The 18,314-nt window shown below is 70.9% G+C and carries 18 protein-coding genes; 11 read left to right on the top strand and 7 right to left on the bottom strand.

The window, feature by feature from the left end; translation table 11 throughout:
• Window positions 1–12: 12 nt before the first annotated feature.
• Window positions 13–2,094, bottom strand: coding sequence for a transketolase (gene tkt, locus IE295_RS22490; RefSeq protein WP_190065532.1), 2,082 nt, complete (start codon window positions 2,092–2,094; stop codon window positions 13–15).
• A 433-nt stretch (window positions 2,095–2,527) separates the two neighbouring features.
• On the opposite strand from tkt, the gene IE295_RS22485 reads away from it, so the two are divergent.
• From IE295_RS22485 to IE295_RS22475, 3 genes are all read left to right on the top strand, one after another.
• Entirely contained in the window at window positions 2,528–3,469 is a 942-nt protein-coding gene (locus tag IE295_RS22485) for a heme o synthase (protein WP_190065531.1), read from the top strand.
• A 92-nt stretch (window positions 3,470–3,561) separates the two neighbouring features.
• The gene (locus tag IE295_RS22480) at window positions 3,562–3,906 is read left to right on the top strand and encodes a hypothetical protein (RefSeq protein ID WP_190065530.1); all 345 of its coding nucleotides are present in this window, start codon (window positions 3,562–3,564) and stop codon (window positions 3,904–3,906) included.
• A 74-nt stretch (window positions 3,907–3,980) separates the two neighbouring features.
• On the top strand, window positions 3,981–5,060 hold the full coding sequence (locus IE295_RS22475) for an amidohydrolase (protein WP_190065529.1): 1,080 nt from the start codon (window positions 3,981–3,983) through the stop codon (window positions 5,058–5,060).
• On the opposite strand, the gene IE295_RS22470 is transcribed toward IE295_RS22475, so the two are convergent.
• The 3 genes from IE295_RS22470 to IE295_RS22460 all read right to left on the bottom strand — a co-directional run bounded on the left by IE295_RS22470 (window position 5,033) and on the right by IE295_RS22460 (window position 7,790).
• Entirely contained in the window at window positions 5,033–6,031 is a 999-nt protein-coding gene (locus IE295_RS22470; RefSeq protein ID WP_190065528.1) for a COX15/CtaA family protein, read from the bottom strand. The two genes, IE295_RS22475 and IE295_RS22470, sit on opposite strands and share 28 nt — an antisense overlap.
• 65 nt (window positions 6,032–6,096) lie before the next feature.
• Window positions 6,097–6,867: an ABC transporter permease gene (locus IE295_RS22465; protein WP_190065527.1), complete on the bottom strand. Its 771-nt coding sequence runs from the start codon at window positions 6,865–6,867 to the stop codon at window positions 6,097–6,099.
• A complete protein-coding gene (locus IE295_RS22460; RefSeq protein WP_190065526.1) occupies window positions 6,864–7,790 on the bottom strand; it encodes an ABC transporter ATP-binding protein in 927 nt (308 codons plus the stop codon). Before IE295_RS22460 ends, IE295_RS22465 begins: the two co-directional genes overlap by 4 nt.
• 137 nt (window positions 7,791–7,927) lie before the next feature.
• Here IE295_RS22460 and IE295_RS22455 point away from each other — a divergent pair, with 137 nt between their 5' ends.
• The 8 genes from IE295_RS22455 to IE295_RS22420 all read left to right on the top strand — a co-directional run bounded on the left by IE295_RS22455 (window position 7,928) and on the right by IE295_RS22420 (window position 14,543).
• Window positions 7,928–8,728 carry a helix-turn-helix transcriptional regulator gene (locus IE295_RS22455; RefSeq protein WP_190065525.1) on the top strand — a complete coding sequence of 267 codons (801 nt, stop codon included), beginning with the start codon at window positions 7,928–7,930 and terminating at the stop codon, window positions 8,726–8,728.
• Window positions 8,725–10,146, top strand: a complete 1,422-nt coding sequence (sufB, locus tag IE295_RS22450; RefSeq protein ID WP_190065524.1) for a Fe-S cluster assembly protein SufB — start codon at window positions 8,725–8,727, stop codon at window positions 10,144–10,146. The genes IE295_RS22455 and sufB overlap by 4 nt, the downstream gene beginning before the upstream one ends.
• 62 nt (window positions 10,147–10,208) lie before the next feature.
• Window positions 10,209–11,390: a Fe-S cluster assembly protein SufD gene (gene sufD, locus IE295_RS22445; protein WP_190065523.1), complete on the top strand. Its 1,182-nt coding sequence runs from the start codon at window positions 10,209–10,211 to the stop codon at window positions 11,388–11,390.
• Window positions 11,387–11,707, top strand: a complete 321-nt coding sequence (locus IE295_RS22440) for a non-heme iron oxygenase ferredoxin subunit (protein ID WP_190065522.1) — start codon at window positions 11,387–11,389, stop codon at window positions 11,705–11,707. Before sufD ends, IE295_RS22440 begins: the two co-directional genes overlap by 4 nt.
• A 7-nt stretch (window positions 11,708–11,714) precedes the next feature.
• Complete coding sequence (gene sufC / locus IE295_RS22435; RefSeq protein WP_086569449.1) at window positions 11,715–12,479, top strand: Fe-S cluster assembly ATPase SufC; 765 nt, start codon at window positions 11,715–11,717, stop codon at window positions 12,477–12,479.
• Window positions 12,480–12,481: 2 nt separating this feature from the next.
• Window positions 12,482–13,735, top strand: a complete 1,254-nt coding sequence (locus IE295_RS22430) for a cysteine desulfurase (RefSeq protein WP_190065718.1) — start codon at window positions 12,482–12,484, stop codon at window positions 13,733–13,735.
• Window positions 13,736–13,752: 17 nt separating this feature from the next.
• On the top strand, window positions 13,753–14,208 hold the full coding sequence (gene sufU, locus IE295_RS22425; protein WP_190065521.1) for a Fe-S cluster assembly sulfur transfer protein SufU: 456 nt from the start codon (window positions 13,753–13,755) through the stop codon (window positions 14,206–14,208).
• On the top strand, window positions 14,205–14,543 hold the full coding sequence (locus IE295_RS22420; protein ID WP_045932602.1) for a metal-sulfur cluster assembly factor: 339 nt from the start codon (window positions 14,205–14,207) through the stop codon (window positions 14,541–14,543). The genes sufU and IE295_RS22420 overlap by 4 nt, the downstream gene beginning before the upstream one ends.
• 50 nt (window positions 14,544–14,593) lie before the next feature.
• Here IE295_RS22420 and IE295_RS22415 read toward each other — a convergent pair whose 3' ends face one another.
• The 3 genes from IE295_RS22415 to IE295_RS22405 form a co-directional block, all read right to left on the bottom strand.
• Window positions 14,594–14,758 carry a hypothetical protein gene (locus IE295_RS22415; protein WP_190065520.1) on the bottom strand — a complete coding sequence of 55 codons (165 nt, stop codon included), beginning with the start codon at window positions 14,756–14,758 and terminating at the stop codon, window positions 14,594–14,596.
• A gap of 151 nt (window positions 14,759–14,909) precedes the next feature.
• The gene (locus IE295_RS22410; protein WP_190065519.1) at window positions 14,910–17,078 is read right to left on the bottom strand and encodes an SEL1-like repeat protein; all 2,169 of its coding nucleotides are present in this window, start codon (window positions 17,076–17,078) and stop codon (window positions 14,910–14,912) included.
• A 222-nt stretch (window positions 17,079–17,300) separates the two neighbouring features.
• Window positions 17,301–18,314, bottom strand: a complete 1,014-nt coding sequence (locus IE295_RS22405; RefSeq protein ID WP_190065518.1) for an agmatine deiminase family protein — start codon at window positions 18,312–18,314, stop codon at window positions 17,301–17,303.

Raw genomic sequence — 18,314 nt, 5'->3', positions numbered from 1 at the left:
GTGTGTGCGGCGTCAGCGGCGGTTGGCGTCGGCGATCGACTCGCGGGCGGCCTCGACCACGGCGTCGGTGGTCAGGCCGAACTCGCTGTAGAGGATCTTGTAGTCGGCCGAGGCGCCGAAGTGCTCCAGCGAGACGATCCGGCCGGCCTCGCCGACGTAGCGGTGCCAGGTCAGGCCGATGCCCGCCTCGACGGCCACGCGGGCCTTGACGTCCGGCAGCAGCACGCCGTCGCGGTACGCCTCGTCCTGCTCCTCGAACCACTCGACCGACGGCATCGAGACCACGCGGGTCGGGATGCCCTCGGCCTGCAGGGCCTCGCGGGCCTCGACGGCCAGCTGGACCTCGGAGCCGGTGCCGATGAGGATCACCTGCGGGCGGCCGCCCTCGGCCTCGAAGAGCACGTAGCCGCCCTTGGCGACGCCCTCGTTGGCCTCGTAGGTCGGGACGTTCTGGCGGGTGAGCGCCAGGCCGTGCGGCGCCGGGTGGGTGGTGTGACGCTTGGTGATCTCGCGCCAGGCGATCGCCGTCTCGTTGGCGTCGGCCGGGCGGACCATGTTCAGGCCCGGGATGGCGCGCAGGGCGGCCATGTGCTCGACCGGCTGGTGGGTCGGGCCGTCCTCGCCGAGGCCGATGGAGTCGTGCGTCCACACGTACGTGACCGGCAGCTTCATCAGCGCGGCCAGGCGCACGGCCGGGCGCATGTAGTCGGAGAACACCAGGAAGGTGCCGCCGTAGACGCGGGTGTTGCCGTGCAGCGCGATGCCGTTCATGGTCGAACCCATGGCGTGCTCGCGGATGCCGAAGTGGATCGTGCGGCCGTAGGGGTTCGCCTCCGGGAGGGGGTTGCCCTCGGGGAGGAAGGACGACGACGCGTCGATCGTGGTGTTGTTCGAGCCCGCGAGGTCGGCGGAGCCGCCCCACAGCTCGGGGATCACGCCGCCCAGCGCCTTGAGGACCTCGCCGGACGCCTTGCGGGTCGCGACGTCCTTGCCGGCCGGGAAGACCGGGATGGCCTTCTCCCAGCCGTCGGGCAGCTCGCCCGCGCTGATGCGGTCGAAGTCGGCGGCGCGCTCGGGGTTGGACTCGCGCCACTTCAGGATCTGCTTGTCCCAGGCGGCGTGGGCCTCGCGGCCGCGGTCGACGACCTTGCGGACGTGCGCGAAGACCTCGTCCTCGACCTGGAAGTGCTGCTCGGGGTCGAAGCCCAGCACCCGCTTGGTGGCGGCCACCTCGGTCTCGCCGAGCGCCGAGCCGTGCGAGGCCTCGGTGTTCTGGGCGTTCGGGGCCGGCCAGGCGATGATCGTGCGGGCCGCGATGATCGAGGGGCGCTCGGTCTCGGCCTGCGCCGCCTTCATCGCCGCGTACAGCGCCTGGACGTCGAAGTCGCCGCTGGCGGCCTGCTCGATGCGCTGGACGTGCCAGCCGTAGGCCTCGTAGCGCTTGAGGACGTCCTCGGAGAAGGCGGTCTCGGTGTCGCCCTCGATCGAGATGTGGTTGTCGTCGTACAGGGCGACGATGTTGCCCAGCTTCTGGTGGCCGGCCAGCGAGGACGCCTCGGCGGAGATGCCCTCCTCCAGGTCGCCGTCGGAGACGATCGCCCAGATCGTGTGGTCGAAGGGGGACTCGCCCTCCGGGGCCTCCGGGTCGAACAGGCCGCGCTCGTAGCGGGCGGCCATGGCCATGCCCACGGCGTTGGCGATGCCCTGGCCCAGCGGACCGGTGGTGGTCTCCACGCCGCGGGTGTGACCGTGCTCCGGGTGGCCCGGGGTCTTGCTGCCCCAGGTGCGGAACGCCTTGAGGTCCGACAGCTCCAGGCCGTAGCCGGCCATGAAGAGCTGGACGTACAGGGTCAGGCTGGTGTGGCCGGGGGAGAGGACGAACCGGTCACGGCCGGTCCAGTCGGCGTCGCTGGGGTCGTGCCGCATCAGCTTCTGGAACAGCAGGTAGGCGGCGGGCGCCAGGCTCATGGCCGTGCCCGGATGGCCGTTGCCGACCTTCTGCACGGAGTCCATGGCCAGGACGCGGGCGGTATCGACGGCCCGCTGGTCCAGTTCGGTCCATTCGAGGTCTGTGGTGGTCGGCTTGGTGCTCACCCTCGGATCAGGGCTCCTCTCCACATGTTCAATCTGCCGGGGGCGGTATTGCCCGCCACGACGCGGCGAAGTCGAGCCTACCCCCGCCTGGACACGCATTTTTTCGACGAACAGTCGGGCTCCTGGGCTCTCAAATGAGTGCCCTCAGTCGATCGTCGCCCGCGGCAACCTCCTCGGCTCGGCAAAGATTCCCGCCACGGCGTGGCGGCCTTCTTCCCAGCCTGCCGGGTGCCCCCGGAGCCCGCCTGTCGAACACGACCGATCTGCCGGATTCGGCCGCACGGGATCCGGCGTCGCGGCGGCCCCAACACGACCCCACCCCGGCGGAGGACGGGCTCACCCCTGCGTCTAGAGTGGCTTGGTACGCGCAAGCCTTCACCCGGGACAACCCGCCCGGACGCGCTTGCTGGCCTTATCTCTGTCAGGGGTGTGCGTGACGGCCGTCGAAACCCGTCCTGCGGGGGTGCTTGCCGAGGCCCCCGGTCACCGGCCGTTCGGGGCCCGTGTCAAGGCGTTCGTGGCACTGACGAAGCCGCGCGTCATCGAGCTGCTGCTGATGACGACGGTCCCGGTGATGTTCCTCGCGGCCGAGGGCGTCCCGGACCTGTGGCTCGTGCTGGCCACCTGCATCGGCGGTTACCTCTCCGCCGGCGGCGCGGGCGCGTTCAACATGTACTACGACCGTGACATCGACGCGATGATGGACCGTACGTCCCAGCGTCCACTGGTCACCGGCATGGTCTCGCCCCGCGAGTGCCTGGTCTTCGCCAGCGCGCTGACCGTCGGGTCGACCGCGTGGTTCTGGTACCTGGTCAACCCGCTGTCGGCGATGCTCTCGCTCGGCGCCTCGGTGTTCTACACCGTCGTCTACACGATGATCCTCAAGCGGCGTACCGCGCAGAACATCGTCTGGGGCGGCATCGCGGGCTGCCTGCCGGTCATCATCGGCTGGTCCGCGGTCAAGAACGAGGTCTCCTGGGCCTCCCTCATCCTCTTCCTCGTCATCTTCTTCTGGACGCCGCCGCACTACTGGCCGCTGTCGATGAAGGTGAAGGACGACTACGAGCGCGTCGGCGTGCCGATGCTGCCGGTCGTCGCGGGCAACAAGGCCGTGGCCAAGCAGATCGTCCTCTACAGCTGGGTGATGGTCGCCGTCTCCCTGCTGCTCACCCCGCTGGGCTACACCGGCTGGTTCTACACCGTGGTCGCCGTGGTGTGCGGCGCGCTGTGGCTCAAGGAGGCGCACGCGCTGCAGGCGCGCGCCAAGGCGGGCATCACGGGCGCGAAGCTCAAGGAGATGCGCCTGTTCCACTGGTCGATCACCTATGTGTCGCTGCTGTTCACGGCCGTGGCGATCGATCCCTTCCTGCGCTAGATCCCCGGACGCCGCCGACGGGCGGTCCAGGTGGCCAAAGCCACCCGGACCGCCCGTCGCCGTTTGGGCTACTCGTCGGTAGCATCCTGGCCATGGCAGACAACAAGCAGGCAGCGGCCCACCCCAAGCAGGCGGCGAAGCTGGCCAAGCAGATCACCGCCTTCGCCCGGAGCCACGGCGGCGGCGCCGAGGGCCAGCTCGCCCACATCGGCCGCGGCACCACCCGCATCGCCCTGGTCGGCGCCAACGGCGAGTGGGGCAACCTCGTGGCCCGCTCCTACGAGACCGCGCGAGCCGCCGCCGAGCTCGCCGGCATCACCCTCCACGACGACTTCGACGGCGAGCTCGCCGCCAGGGTCCGCACCGGCCGCTACGAGTGGTCGCGCATGGCCGGCATCCAGGTCGGCGGCCCCGCCAACGGACCGGCCGATAACTGACGGCCCCCTCGCCCGTTAGACCCACCGGGAGCGGCGCCGCGCGCCGCGCGGTGGGGGACGGGCGAGGAGGCGGCATGGACGGCCTGACCGGGGGCATACCACCGCTGACCGGGGGCATACCACCGCTCGTCGACCAGCACAGCCACGGCGCCGTCCACGGCGACGTGGGCCTGGGGGAGTTCGAGACCCGCCTCGCCGAGGCCGCGGGCGCCACCGGCCCCGCACCGCCCGGCACCACCTTCTTCGACAGCCGCGCGGGCCTGGCCGTACGCCGCTGGTGCCCGCCCCTGCTGGGCCTCGAGCCGCACTGCGCGCCCGTGCGCTACCTCGCCCGGCGCCGCGAACTGGGCGCCTACCGCGCCGGCCGGCTGCTGCTGCGCGGCGCCGGCATCGGCACCTTCCTGCTGGAGTCCGGGGCGGGCGGCGGCCTCACCTCGCCCGCCGAGCTGGCCCGCGCCGCCGACGGCCGCGCCCACGAGGTCGTCCGGCTCGAACAACTCGCCGCCCGGGTGGCCGACGCGGCCGACGGCGCGGACGTCTTCCTCGCCCGCGCGGCCGAGGCGCTCTACGCCGCCGCCGGAACCGCCACGGCCTTCGCGTCCGGCGTCGCCTCCTGCGACGACGCCCCGCCGCCGGCCGCCGAGGTGCGCGAGGCCGCCGGGCGCTGGCTGCGCGCCCGCCGCACGGGCGAGGCGCCCGGCGACGTGGTGCTCGGGCGGTACCTGCTGTGGTGCGCGGCCGCCACGGGCCTGCCCGTCCAGCTGCACTGCCCCGACCCCCGGCGGCTGACGGGCTTCCTGCGGGCGATGGCGGGCCGGGGCGTGGACCTGGTGCTGCTGCCGGACCCCTGGCACCGGCGACAGGCGGCGCAGCTCGCCGCCGCCTTCCCGCACGTCTACGCGGACGTCGGCGCCCGGCCGGAGGAGACCCTCGGCGAGGCGCCGTTCGGCAAACTGCTGTTCTCCACGGGCGCCCGGGGGCTGGCGGAGCTCTATGTGGTGGCCGCCCGGCTGTTCGTACGGGCCATGGAGCGGCTCATGGGCGACTGGGTCGCCGACGGCTGGTGCCGGGCGGCGGAAGCGGGGCGCATCGCCTCGCTCGTGGCCTCCGGCACCGCGCGCAGGGTCTACCGGCTGGACGCCGCCGCGGGCTGACCCCCGGCCAGGGCCTCGTGCTCACCGGAGGGCGCCGGCAGCGCCGCCGCCTCGCCGCGCTCGCGCAGCGACAGGAACACCCGCAGCACCGCGATCCACACCAGGCAGGAGCCGAACATGTGGGTGCCGACGACGACCTCGGGGGAGTCGTTGAAGTACTGCACGTAGCCGACGACGCCCTGGAGCATCAGTACGGCGAACAGCTCGACGACCCGGCGGCGCGGGGCGGCGGGCGCGTCCACGGCGCGCAGCACGAACCACAGGGCCACCGTGAGGCCGATGACGATGTAGACGAAGTCGACGTGCAGCTGGGTGATCTCGTGCCAGTCCAGCGGGATGCGGCGGACGTCCTTGGAGGCGTCGCCCGCGTGCCGGCCGGAGCCGGTGACCACGGTGCCGGCCACGATCAGCAGGGCGGTCGCGACGACCAGCACCCCGCCGAGCTGGCGCACCGGGCGGGCCACCAGGTCACGGGGCGCGTCGTCGCCCTCGCACGAGCGGTGCCACATCACCACGGCCACGGTCAGCAGCGCGGTCGCGGCCAGGAAGTGCGCGGCGACGATGTAGGGGTTGAGCCCCGTGAGCACCGTGATGCCGCCGATGATGCCGTTGCTCGCGATGAGCCAGAACTGGGCCCAGCCCAGCTTGGTGAGGGACCGGCGGCGCGGGGCACGCGCGCGTGCCCCGGTGATCGCCACGCCGACCACCGCGCACAGCACGTACGTCAGCATGCGGTTGGTGAACTCGATGATGCCGTTGATGCCCATCGCCGGCGTCGGCGTCAGGCTGTCCTCCGTGCACGTCGGCCACGTCGGGCAGCCGAGCCCGGACTGCGTGAGCCGCACCGCACCGCCGGTCACGACGATGATCACGGCCATGACGACGCAGGCGAGCGCGGCGCCCCGGACGAAGCGGGCGGAGGGCTGCCAGCGGTCGGCGACCATCTGCAGGGGGTTCAGCGTTTTCGGCACGGGAGCCATCGTAAGGGGGTGCTTGTGCACGGATTCACGAGGGGCCCCGGTACGGGTGGCGCGTCCTACTCCCAGCGGAAGAAGCGCCCCGCCGCGCCGAGGCCCAGGACCGCCCACGCGGCCAGGACGCCCAGGTCGGCCCAGGGCATGCCCGCGCCGTCCCGCAGGACGTCCCGCAGGCCGTCCGAGAGCGCCGCGATGGGCAGCAGGGCGAGCACCGACTGGGCGGCGTCCGGGAACTTCTCCAGCGGCACGATCACCCCGCCGCCGACCAGCAGGAGCAGGAAGACGAGGTTGGCCGCGGCCAGCGTCGCCTCGGCCCTGAGCGTGCCGGCCATCAGCAGCCCGAGCCCGGAGAACGCCGCGGTGCCCAGGACCAGCAGCAGCAGGACCGCCAGGGGGTTGCCGTGCGGGTTCCAGCCGAGCGCGAAGGCGATGGCCGTCAGCAGCGTGATCTGCAGGACCTCGGTGACCAGCACCGAGCACGTCTTGGCCGTCATCAGCGCCCACCGGGGCAGCGGCGAGGCGCCGAGCCGCTTGAGCACGCCGTAGCGGCGCTCGAAGCCGGTGGCGATGGCCTGGCCGGTGAACGCCGTGGACAGCACGGCGAGCGCCAGCACGCCGGGGGCCAGGAAGTCGACGGCCTCGCCCTCGCCGGTGTCGACGATGTCGACGGTGCTGAAGAGCAGCAGCAGGAGGGTGGGGATGACGACGGTCAGCAGCAGCTGCTCGCCGTTGCGCAGCAGCATCCGGGTCTCCAGCGCCGCCTGGGCGCGGATCATCCGGCCGAGGGGGGCCGCGCCGGGCTTGGGCGCGAAGGTACCGGTCGCGGTCATCCGCGCAGCTCCTTACCGGTCAATTCCAAGAAGACGTCCTCGAGCGTGTGCCGCTCGACCGTTATGCGGTCCGGCATCACCCCGTGCTGGGCGCACCAGGCGGTCACCGTGGCGAGCAGCTGGGGGTCGACCCGGCCGTTGACGCGGTAGGTGCCGGGGGTCGGCTCCACGGCGGTGGAGTCGGCGGGCAGGGCCTTGAGCAGCGAGGCGAGGTCCAGGCCGGGGCGGCCGTTGAAGCGCAGGGTGTTCTCGGCGCCGCCGCGGCACAGCTTCTCGGGGCTGCCCTGGGCGATGACCTTGCCGCCGTCGACGATGGCGACGTCGTCGGCGAGCTGTTCGGCCTCGTCCATGTAGTGCGTGGTCAGCACGACGGTCACGCCGTCGGCGCGCAGCTCGCGCACCAGCGCCCACGTGGCGTGGCGGGCCTGCGGGTCGAGGCCGGCGGTCGGCTCGTCGAGGAAGACCAGCTCGGGGCGGCCGACGACGGCCATGGCGAGCGAGAGGCGCTGCTGCTGGCCGCCGGAGAGCCTGCGGTAGGTGGTGCGGCCGCAGTCGCCCAGCCCGAGGCGCTCGATCAGCGCGTCGACGTCCAGGGGGTGGGCGTGCAGGGAGGCGGTGTGGCGGAGCATCTCCTCGGCGCGGGCCCCGGCGTAGATGCCGCCGCTCTGGAGCATCACGCCGACGCGCGGGCGCAGCGCGGCGGAGTCGGCGAGGGGGTCGAGCCCCAGGACGCGGACGGTGCCGGCGTCGGGGCGGCGGTAGCCCTCGCAGGTCTCGATGGTGGTGGTCTTGCCGGCGCCGTTGGGGCCGAGGACGGCGGTGACGCCGCCGGTCGCGACGGTCAGGTCGAGACCGTCGACCGCGGTCTTCGACCCGTACCGCTTGACCAGGCCGTGGACCTCGACCGCGGGCTCTTCATGCATGCCGGAAGTGTACGGAGGCCCGGGCCGTGCGAGCCCCGGCGGGGTGGCCGCTTAGGTAACCCTAAGTGATCAAAGCCACCGTTCCGTGATCCAGTCGTCGCTTGTCGGTCTCCCGGTAATTACGCAACAATGGTGTTGTGAAATACGCGGGCGAAGCTCCACAGGGGCCCGCGGCCTCCTCGGCCGCCGGGCCGGACTCGGCCATGCCCGCGCCCGCTCCGCAGGAGCAGCGCGCCCACGACGACCAGCGCGGCACCCGCAATCGCGTCGCGCGCTCCATCCTCGACCACGGCCCCTCCACGGCGGCCGAGCTGGCCGTCCGGCTGGAGCTGACCTCCGCGGCCGTCCGGCGCCATCTGGACACCCTGGTGGCCGAGGGCGTCGTCGAGGCCCGCGAGAAGCGGGTCTACGGCGCGCGGACCCGTGGCCGCCCCGCCAAGGTCTTCGCGCTGACCGACTGCGGCCGGGACGCCTTCGACCAGGCCTACGACAAGCTCGCCGAGGACGCCCTGCGCTGGATCGCCCAGTCCGCCGGCGGCGGCGAGATGGGCGAGGCCGCGGTCGCCGCCTTCGCCCGGGCCAGGATGGCCGCGCAGGCCGACGCGTACCGCAGGGCCCTGGAGGGCGTCGCCCCCCAGGATCGCGCGGAGGTACTCGCCCGGGCATTGACCGCGGACGGGTACGCTGCTACGGCGCGCAGCGCACCGGTCGGCGAACAGCTTTGCCAGCACCACTGCCCGGTCGCCCATGTCGCCGAGCAGTTCCCGCAGCTGTGCGAGGCGGAGACCGAGGTCTTCTCCCGCCTGCTCGGGACTCATGTGCAGCGTCTTGCCACCATCGCCCACGGCGACGGAGTGTGCACGACGTTCATCCCCAAGAGCAGCACCCCGAAGACCACCACCGCATCCACCAGCACGGCCGGGAGGAACCCCGCATGACTCTCCCCACGGAGACTGCCCACCCTGAGCTCGAGGGCCTGGGCACGTACGAATACGGCTGGGCCGACTCCGACGAGGCCGGTGCCGCGGCGAAGCGCGGCCTGTCCGAGGACGTGGTCCGCGACATCTCGGCCAAGAAGTCCGAGCCCGAGTGGATGCTCAAGCTCCGTCTGAAGGGCCTCCGGCTCTTCGAGAAGAAGCCCATGCCGACCTGGGGCTCCGACCTGACCGGCATCGACTTCGACAACATCAAGTACTTCGTCCGCTCCACCGAGAAGCAGGCCGCTTCCTGGGAGGACCTGCCGGAGGACATCAAGAACACCTACGACAAGCTGGGCATCCCCGAGGCCGAGAAGCAGCGCCTGGTCGCCGGTGTCGCCGCCCAGTACGAGTCCGAGGTCGTCTACCACCAGATCCGCGAGGACCTGGAGGAGCAGGGCGTCATCTTCCTGGACACCGACACCGCCCTGAAGGAGCACCCCGAGCTCTTCCAGGAGTACTTCGGCACGGTGATTCCGGTGGGTGACAACAAGTTCGCCTCCCTGAACTCCGCCGTGTGGTCCGGTGGCTCCTTCATCTACGTCCCGAAGGGTGTCCACGTCGACATCCCGCTGCAGGCCTACTTCCGTATCAACACGGAGAACATGGGCCAGTTCGAGCGGACGCTGATCATCGTCGACGAGGACGCCTACGTCCACTACGTCGAGGGCTGCACCGCCCCGATCTACTCCTCCGACTCGCTGCACAGCGCCGTCGTGGAGATCATCGTCAAGAAGGGCGGCCGCTGCCGCTACACGACGATCCAGAACTGGTCGAACAACGTCTACAACCTGGTCACCAAGCGGGCCGTGGCCTACGAGGGCGCGACCATGGAGTGGGTCGACGGCAACATCGGCTCCAAGGTGACGATGAAGTACCCCGCCGTCTACCTGATGGGCGAGCACGCCAAGGGCGAGACCCTCTCCATCGCCTTCTCCGGCGAGGGCCAGCACCAGGACGCCGGCGCCAAGATGGTCCACATGGCGCCGAACACCTCCTCCAACATCGTCTCCAAGTCGGTGGCGCGAGGCGGCGGCCGCACCTCCTACCGCGGCCTCATCGAGATCGGCGAGGGTGCCCACGGCTCCAAGTCGAACGTGCTCTGCGACGCCCTGCTGGTGGACACCATCTCCCGGTCGGACACCTACCCCTACGTCGACGTCCGCGAGGACGACGTCTCCATGGGCCACGAGGCGACCGTCTCCAAGGTCAGCGACGACCAGCTCTTCTACCTGATGAGCCGCGGTCTGTCCGAGGACGAGGCCATGGCGATGATCGTCCGCGGCTTCGTCGAGCCGATCGCCCGCGAGCTCCCGATGGAGTACGCACTGGAGCTCAACCGGCTGATCGAGCTGCAGATGGAAGGCTCGGTCGGCTGACCTCCGGCCCCCGACCGACCGCAGCGAACCCTTTGTGACAGGAAGAGAGCACGACGACAGCCATGGCTGACAACACTCCCGCCGGCAGCACGACCGACGGCGCCATCCAGGTGGGCGGGCCGCAGCAGCCCATCGACGCGCGGGTCAGCGCCCCCGCCTCGTACGACGTCGCGGACTTCCCCGTCCCGCACGGCCGCGAGGAGGAGTGGCGGTTCACCCCGCTCGAGCGCCTCCGCGGCCTGCACGACGGCACCGCCGTCGCCGACGGCGCCGGCGTCAAGGTCGAGGTGACCGCCCCCGAGGGCGTGACCGTGGAGACCGTCGGCCGCGACGACGCCCGTCTCGGCAAGGCCGGCAAGCCGGTCGACCGGGTCGCGGCGCAGGCGTTCAGCTCCTTCGAGAAGGCCTCGATCGTCTCCGTCCCCAAGGACACGGTGCTCACCGAGCCCGTCCGCATCTCCGTGCACGGCGAGGGCGGGGTGGCCTTCGGCCACCAGGTCATCGAGATCGGCGCCTTCGCCGAGGCCGTCGTCGTCCTCGACCACACCGGCGACGCCACGCTCGCCGCCAACGTCGAGTACCTCGTCGGCGACGGTGCCAAGCTCACCGTCGTCTCCGTCCAGGACTGGGACCCCACCGCGGTGCACGCCGCCCAGCACTCCGCGCTGGTCGGCCGCGACGCCTCCTTCAAGTCCGTGATCGTCACCTTCGGCGGCGACCTGGTCCGCCTCCACCCCCGGGTCGTCTACGCCGGCCCCGGCGGCGAGGCCGAGCTCTACGGCCTGTACTTCACCGACCAGGGCCAGCACCAGGAGCACCGCCTCCTCGTCGACCACGACACCCCGCACTGCCGCAGCAACGTCGCCTACAAGGGCGCCCTGCAGGGCAAGGACGCGCACGCGGTGTGGATCGGCGACGTGCTCATCCGCGCGGCGGCCGAGGGCACCGACACCTACGAGCTCAACCGCAACCTCGTCCTCACCGACGGCGCCCGCGTCGACTCGGTCCCCAACCTGGAGATCGAGACCGGTGAGATCGTCGGCGCCGGCCACGCCTCGGCGACCGGCCGCTTCGACGACGAGCAGCTCTTCTACCTGATGGCCCGCGGCATCCCCGCCGACGAGGCCCGCCGGCTGGTCGTCCGCGGCTTCTTCGCCGAGCTCGTCCAGCAGATCGGCATCCCCGACCTGGAGGAGCGCCTCATCGCCAAGATCGAGGCCGAGCTGGAGGCAGCGGTCGCATGAGCGAGTTCGTCAAGGTGGCAGCCCTGAGCGAGCTGGAGGAGGACACCCCCAAGCGGGTCGAGATCGACGGCACGCCGGTCTCCCTGGTCCGTACCGAGGGCGAGGTGTTCGCGATCAACGACATCTGCTCGCACGCCAACGTCTCGCTGTCCGAGGGCGAGGTCGAGGACTGCCACATCGAGTGCTGGCTGCACGGCTCCAGCTTCGACCTGCGCACCGGCAAGCCCGACGGCCTCCCCGCCACGCGTCCCGTCCCCGTATACCCCGTCAAGATCGAAGGGGACGACGTGCTCGTCTCCGTCACCCAGGAGTCCTGAGTTCCCCATGGCAACGCTTGAGATCCACGACCTGCACGTCTCCGTCGAGGCCGAGAACGGCCCCCGGGAAATCCTGCGCGGCGTCGACCTGACCGTGAAGCAGGGCGAGACCCACGCCATCATGGGCCCCAACGGCTCCGGCAAGTCCACCCTGGCCTACTCCCTGGCCGGCCACCCCAAGTACACGATCACCGGCGGCACCGTCACCCTCGACGGCGAGGACGTCCTCGAGATGTCCGTCGACGAGCGCGCCCGCGCCGGCGTCTTCCTCGCCATGCAGTACCCGGTCGAGGTCCCCGGCGTCTCGGTCTCCAACTTCCTGCGCACCTCCGCCACCGCCATCCGCGGCGAGGCCCCCAAGCTGCGCACCTGGGTGAAGGAGGTCAAGGAGGCCATGGAGCGTCTCCACATGGACCCCGCCTTCGCCGAGCGCAACGTCAACGAGGGCTTCTCCGGCGGTGAGAAGAAGCGCCACGAGATCCTCCAGCTCGAGCTCCTCAAGCCGAAGATCGCGATCCTCGACGAGACCGACTCCGGCCTGGACGTCGACGCGCTGCGCCAGGTCTCCGAGGGCGTCAACCGCGTCCGTGACACCGGCGAGGTCGGCACCCTGCTGATCACCCACTACACGCGCATCCTGCGCTACATCAAGCCCGACTTCGTCCACGTCTTCTCCGCGGGCCGCATCGTCGAGTCCGGCGGCGCCGAGCTGGCCGACAAGCTGGAGAACGAGGGCTACGAGGCGTACGTGAAGGGTGGCGTAACCGCGTGACGATACTGCTGCCGGGCCTCCTCGACACCGAGGCGATCCGCAAGGACTTCCCGATTCTGGACCGCGTGGTCCACGACGGGAAGAAGCTCGTCTACCTGGACAACGCGGCCACCTCCCAGAAGCCGCGCCAGGTGCTCGACGTGCTCAACGAGCACTACGAGCAGCACAACGCCAACGTCCACCGCGGCGTGCACGTGCTCGCCGAGGAGGCCACGGCGCTGTACGAAGGCGCTCGCGACAAGATCGCCGCTTTCATCAACGCTCCCAGCCGCGATGAGGTGATCTTCACCAAGAACGCCTCCGAGTCGCTCAACCTCGTGGCCAACATGCTGGCCTGGGCCGACGAGCCCTACCGCGTGGACCACGACACCGAGATCGTCATCACGGAGATGGAGCACCACTCCAACATCGTGCCCTGGCAGCTGCTCGCGCAGCGCTCGGGCGCGAAGCTGAAGTGGTTCGGGCTGACCGACGACGGCCGCCTCGACCTCTCCAACATCGACGAGATCATCACCGAGAAGACCAAGGTCGTCTCCTTCGTGCTGGTCTCCAACATCCTCGGCACGGTCAACCCCGTCGAGGCCATCGTCCGCCGCGCCCAGGAAGTCGGCGCGCTGGTCGTCGTCGACGCCTCCCAGGCCGCCCCGCACATGCCGCTGGACGTCCAGGCGCTCCAGGCCGACTTCGTGGCCTTCACCGGCCACAAGATGTGCGGCCCGGACGGCATCGGCGTCCTGTGGGGCCGCCAGGAGCTGCTCGAGGACCTGCCGCCGTTCCTCGGCGGCGGCGAGATGATCGAGACCGTCTCGATGCACTCCTCGACCTACGCCCCCGCGCCGCACAAGTTCGAGGCCGGTACGCCCCCGATCGCCCAGGCCGTCGGCCTCGGCGCCGCGGTGGACTACCTCACCTCGATCGGCATGGAGAACATCGCCCGGCACGAGCACGCGATCACCGAGTACGCGATCCGCAGGCTCCAGGAGGTCCCGGACCTGCGCATCATCGGCCCCACCACGGCCGAGGACCGCGGTGCCGCCGTGTCCTTCACGCTCGGTGACATCCACCCGCACGACGTGGGCCAGGTCCTCGACGAGCAGGGCATCGCCGTCCGGGTCGGCCACCACTGTGCCCGCCCCGTCTGCCTGCGCTACGGAATTCCCGCGACCACGCGGGCGTCGTTCTACCTGTACTCCACTCCGGCCGAGGTCGATGCCTTGATCGAGGGCCTGGAGCACGTACGGAACTTCTTCGGCTGACGGACGAGGCTGCCACTGTGAAGCTTGATTCGATGTACCAGGACGTCATCCTGGACCACTACAAGCACCCGCACGGCCGGGGCTTGCGGGACGGCGACGCCGAGGTGCACCACGTCAACCCGACCTGTGGCGACGAGATCACGCTGCGGGTCCGGCTGTCCGGGCGGACCGTCGAGGACGTCTCCTACGAGGGCCAGGGCTGCTCGATCAGCCAGGCCAGCGCCTCGGTCCTCAACGAGCTGCTGGTCGGCAAGGACCTCGACGAGGCCGGCCGGATCCAGGAGACCTTCCTGGAGCTGATGCAGTCCAAGGGCCGCATCGAGCCGGACGACGCGATGGAGGAGGTGCTGGAGGACGCGGTCGCGTTCGCCGGCGTCTCCAAGTACCCGGCGCGCGTGAAGTGTGCTCTGCTGAGCTGGATGGCGTGGAAGGACGCGACGGCGCAAGCGCTGTCCGAAGGGAAGACCGCATGAGCGAGAACGCTGAGACCACCACCAAGCCGGCCACCGAGGAAGAGGTCCGCGAGGCCCTCTACGACGTGGTCGACCCCGAGCTGGGCATCGACGTCGTCAACCTCGGCCTGATCTACGGCATCCACATCGACGACGCCAACATCGCCACCCTCGACATGACCCTGACGTCCGCGGCCTGCCCGCTGACCGACGTCATCGAGGACCAGGCGAAGTCGGCCACCGAGGGCATCGTCAACGAGCTCCGGATCAACTGGGTCTGGATGCCGCCGTGGGGCCCCGACAAGATCACCGACGAGGGCCGCGAGCAGCTCCGGGCGCTGGGCTTCAACGTCTGATATCGCTGCACCGTTGAGGCCCTCGGCATCATGCCGGGGGCCTCGACACGTCAACGGCGTCGTTTCGTCACAGCGTCCGCGAGGATGCGGTAGACGTCGACGCGCTGGTCGCCGCGCAGTCCGCGCAGAGTGGCCAGGTGCCCCACGAGGAGGACGGCAGCGGTCAGCGCGAGGGGGACACAGGCCAGGACCAGGAGCTCAGGGCCGAAGGACATGGCTTTCCTTTCCGTGGATGGAGCGGGACGGGAGCGATCGCCTGGGACCACGCAACCGCGGGCCGGTGTCCCGGTGCTCGCCCCGCTCCTTGGCGACGGCCGTTTCCGCAGGCCGGACCCCTCGGGCGGGAATTCCCGGCGGGACGCGGGATCAGCGCCGGAAGCCCCGGGCCGGATCGCGTTCCCTGTGCTTGTAGAACGGGTCGAACCAGTCGTCCGCCTGGAGGTTGACGATGTCGGCGAACTGGTTCAGGTGATGGTCGGGGTCCGCGATCCCGTCGGCCCACGGCTCGTAGAGGAACAGGACGTCGGTGTCCTCCAGGAACATGGCCATGCAGAAGTCCCAGTCGTAGTCCTCGGGATCCTCCGGAAGCCCCTCCACGAGAGACGTGACCACCTCAGGGTCTTCCACGACCATGACGGAGGCGTATTCGAGCGCCAGATGCATGGCCATCTCCTCACCCGTGCAGTTGGGGAGGGGCCAGTTGCCCGCCCGGATGTCGCCGGCGAGATCGTCGAAGCAGCGGGCCATCTGCCGTCGCCACTCCGTGTTCTGTCCCCACGTGACTACCGGCATGGTGCTGAACACCTCGGCGTAGTTGTCCCGCAGGTCGACGCGGGCGTCGCCGATCTCCTCCAGCGCGTCGTATGCCCTGTCGGCCAGCATGTCGAAGGCGGCTTCGAGGACGCGCAGGGTGCGCGGTGCGGGCTCCCACTCCTCTTCCTCCTCCTCGTCCCATTCCTCGTCGTCCTCGACGCCGTCCGGCCTGGTGGGTGTGGGCCCGGTGGCGGACACCTGAGGGACGGGAGCGCGTACGATGCCGGGTTCGTTGTAATACGACTCCGACAACTCGTCACCGGCTTCGGCCGCTCTGCGGTACCACTCGTGGGCGCCGTCCCTGTCCCGGCGGCGGAAGTGGAGGTTGCCCATGAGCCGCAGGGCCAGGGTGTCGCCGGCATCGATCGCGAGCTGGAGCCATCGTGCGGCTTCGTCGCGGTCCTCGCGCTCGCAGAGCACTCCGAGCGCCCGCAGCCCCTCGATGTCCTGGGCGGCGGCCAGCGGGCGAAGGGCCCGGCGTCCGACGTCCATGCGGCTGTTGGCATGGGCCGCGATGGCGATGTTGAAGCGCTGGTGCCGTTCCGTCCCCGACGTGAGAACGCTTTCCCAGACCCTTTCCGGGATCAGGTCGGGAGAAGGGTGCTTCTCCCGGAGGTGGGCGTCAAGGAGGTAGTCGAAGGGACGTAGCCCGTCCTCCTCGGGGATCAGCAACCGGGTCACGGCGTCAGGGGGAGTCGTTGCCCAGGCCAGTGCGGCGTCGAGCGGCTCGGGGCCGATCAGCTGCTTGTTACGCCCGGGAATGTAGTCCTCGTGGAGCTCTGTGAGCAGCTCGAGGGGAAGGGGGTCGGTCAAGCCGGCCAACGTCAGGTCGATGGCCGCCCACACCAGGGCCGCGCCGCGCGGATTCCCGTTGACGACCGAGGCGCCCCGGAGGCGCCGCCAGAGCTGCGGGCCCGTCGCGAGGGTTTCCGCGATGCCGAAGTCGCCCGATTGCTCGAGTGCCAGGCGTAGCCGGGGATCCCGGTTGCGTCGCAGCTGTTCCTGTGCCCGCTCGACCTCGGTGGGCGACCAGAGCCGGTCCACCTCGAATTCCTCCGCGACCCCCACGAGTTCGTCCGCGGGCAGATCGCGACGGAAGCGCGTACGCATGGTGCCCAGAACGGTGGCTTTGGCGGCTCGCAACGCTCGGATTCCGTGCAGATCGAGGCCGCCGGGGCCGAGGTAGCGTTCCATGTCGTTGAGCCAGAGAACGCAGGGTTCTCCCGAAGCGGCGAGCCGGGCGACGGCTGCCACTGCCTCGGACACGTCGTTCGCGCTGCGCGGTACGACGAGCAGGTGGTCCGGGAGTACAGCGGTCATCGCCTCGTAGGCGCACCGCGTCTTGCCCGCTGTCGAATCCCCGACGAGCAGAATCATGCCGCCGTGCTGTCCGGCACGGGACAGGGCACGGCGGACCGCGGGGTCCACGTCGCGCGGTACGTAGTCGGGAACGGCATTGCCGCCTTCGGTCGTGCGGGCGCGATGCACCCTCAGTTCGAGTGGATCGGCATCCCGCACACGGAGCGAGACCGCAGTCCCGGCGTGTGCGGGTATCTGCTCCGCGCGGGACCGTCCGTAGAGCCGTGACCACCGGTCGCGGTCGAACCGGCCTTTCGGGAGCGACGCCGTTCTCTCGAGGGCGGTCAGGAAGGAGTTCAGGGCGGCCCATGAGTCAGGAACCCTCCTGCCGTTGCGCCAGGCGCTGATGGCCGTTGTACTCACGGTGAGGAGTTTCTTCTCATCTCGCGTGAATGCGGCGATCTGCGTCTGGGTCGGCTTCCTGGCGCCTTCCTTCGTGATCTCGTCCATAGCGGTCCGTATGGCCCGGGCCAGCTCTTCCCGAGCGTCAGTCGGGTGGGAGGAGTGGTTCATGGAGCGATCGTGCCTGAGAGCACGGCTCGGACGTGCCCAGATCGCCGGTTTGTCCCAGGCGCCTGCCGGGCCTCACGGAGAGGCGGGCTGCTGCTGTGTGGCGCAGTGGATGCCGCCGCCGCCCTCGGCGAGGGCGGGGATGTCCACGGTGCGCACCGTGCGGCCCGGGTGGAGGGCGCCCAGCAGGGACGCCGCCTCGTCGTCGGCGCGGCGGTCGCCGAAGCGGGGGACGATCACGGCGCCGTTGGCGAGGTAGTAGTTGACGTAGCCGCCCAGGAAGTCGGGGCCGCGCCGGCCGAGCTCGGCCGGGTCCGGCTCGGGGAGGTCGATGATCTCCAGCGTCCTGCCCTCGGCGTCCGTGGCGGCCTCCAGGGCCGCCCGGGCCGAGGCGTACACCCGCGTCCAGACGTCGCCGGGCTCCGCGCCCGCGGGCGGCTTGCTGAGCACGACCATGGCGGGCCCCACGAAGCGGGCGAGGGCGTCGACGTGGCAGTCGGTGATGTCCGCGCCGCGCACGCCCTCGAGCCAGATCACCTTGCGCACGCCGAACAGGTCCTTCAGGTCCCGCTCGATGTCGTCGCGGGTCCGCCCGGGGTTGCGGTTGTCGTTGACCAGCGAGCTCTCGGTGGCCAGGAGCGTGCCGGCGCCGTCGGTCTCGAAGGAGCCGCCCTCGGCGACGAACGGCGCCTCGAGGCGGGGGATGCCGAAGAGGCCCAGCACGCGCTCGGCGAGCGGGCCGTCGTTCGGGTGCGCCTGCTTGCCGCCCCAGCCGTTGAAGCGGAGGTCGACGCCCGCCGGGTCCCCGCCGGGGCCGGTGACGAACGTGGGGCCGGTGTCCCGCAGCCAGAGGTCGTCCACCGGGATCCGCACGATCTCCACGCCGTCGCGCCCGCACGCCCGGTGGGCGTCCGCGGCGTCCTCGGGCGAGGCCAGCAGCACCACGGGCTCGTACTCCGCGATGCTGCGGGCGACGGCCGCCACGTCGCGGCGCACGTCGGGGGTGTACCGGCCCCACACGGAGCCGGCGGGGGGCCAGCCCATCAGCGTCCGGGCGTGCGGCTGCGACTCGGACGGCAGATGACGCAT

Origin of the sequence: Streptomyces griseocarneus, assembly GCF_014655595.1 — a bacterium.
In the GTDB taxonomy this organism is placed as follows: Bacteria; Actinomycetota; Actinomycetes; order Streptomycetales; family Streptomycetaceae; genus Streptomyces; species Streptomyces griseocarneus.
This window is presented reverse-complemented; position numbering and strand designations above follow the sequence as displayed.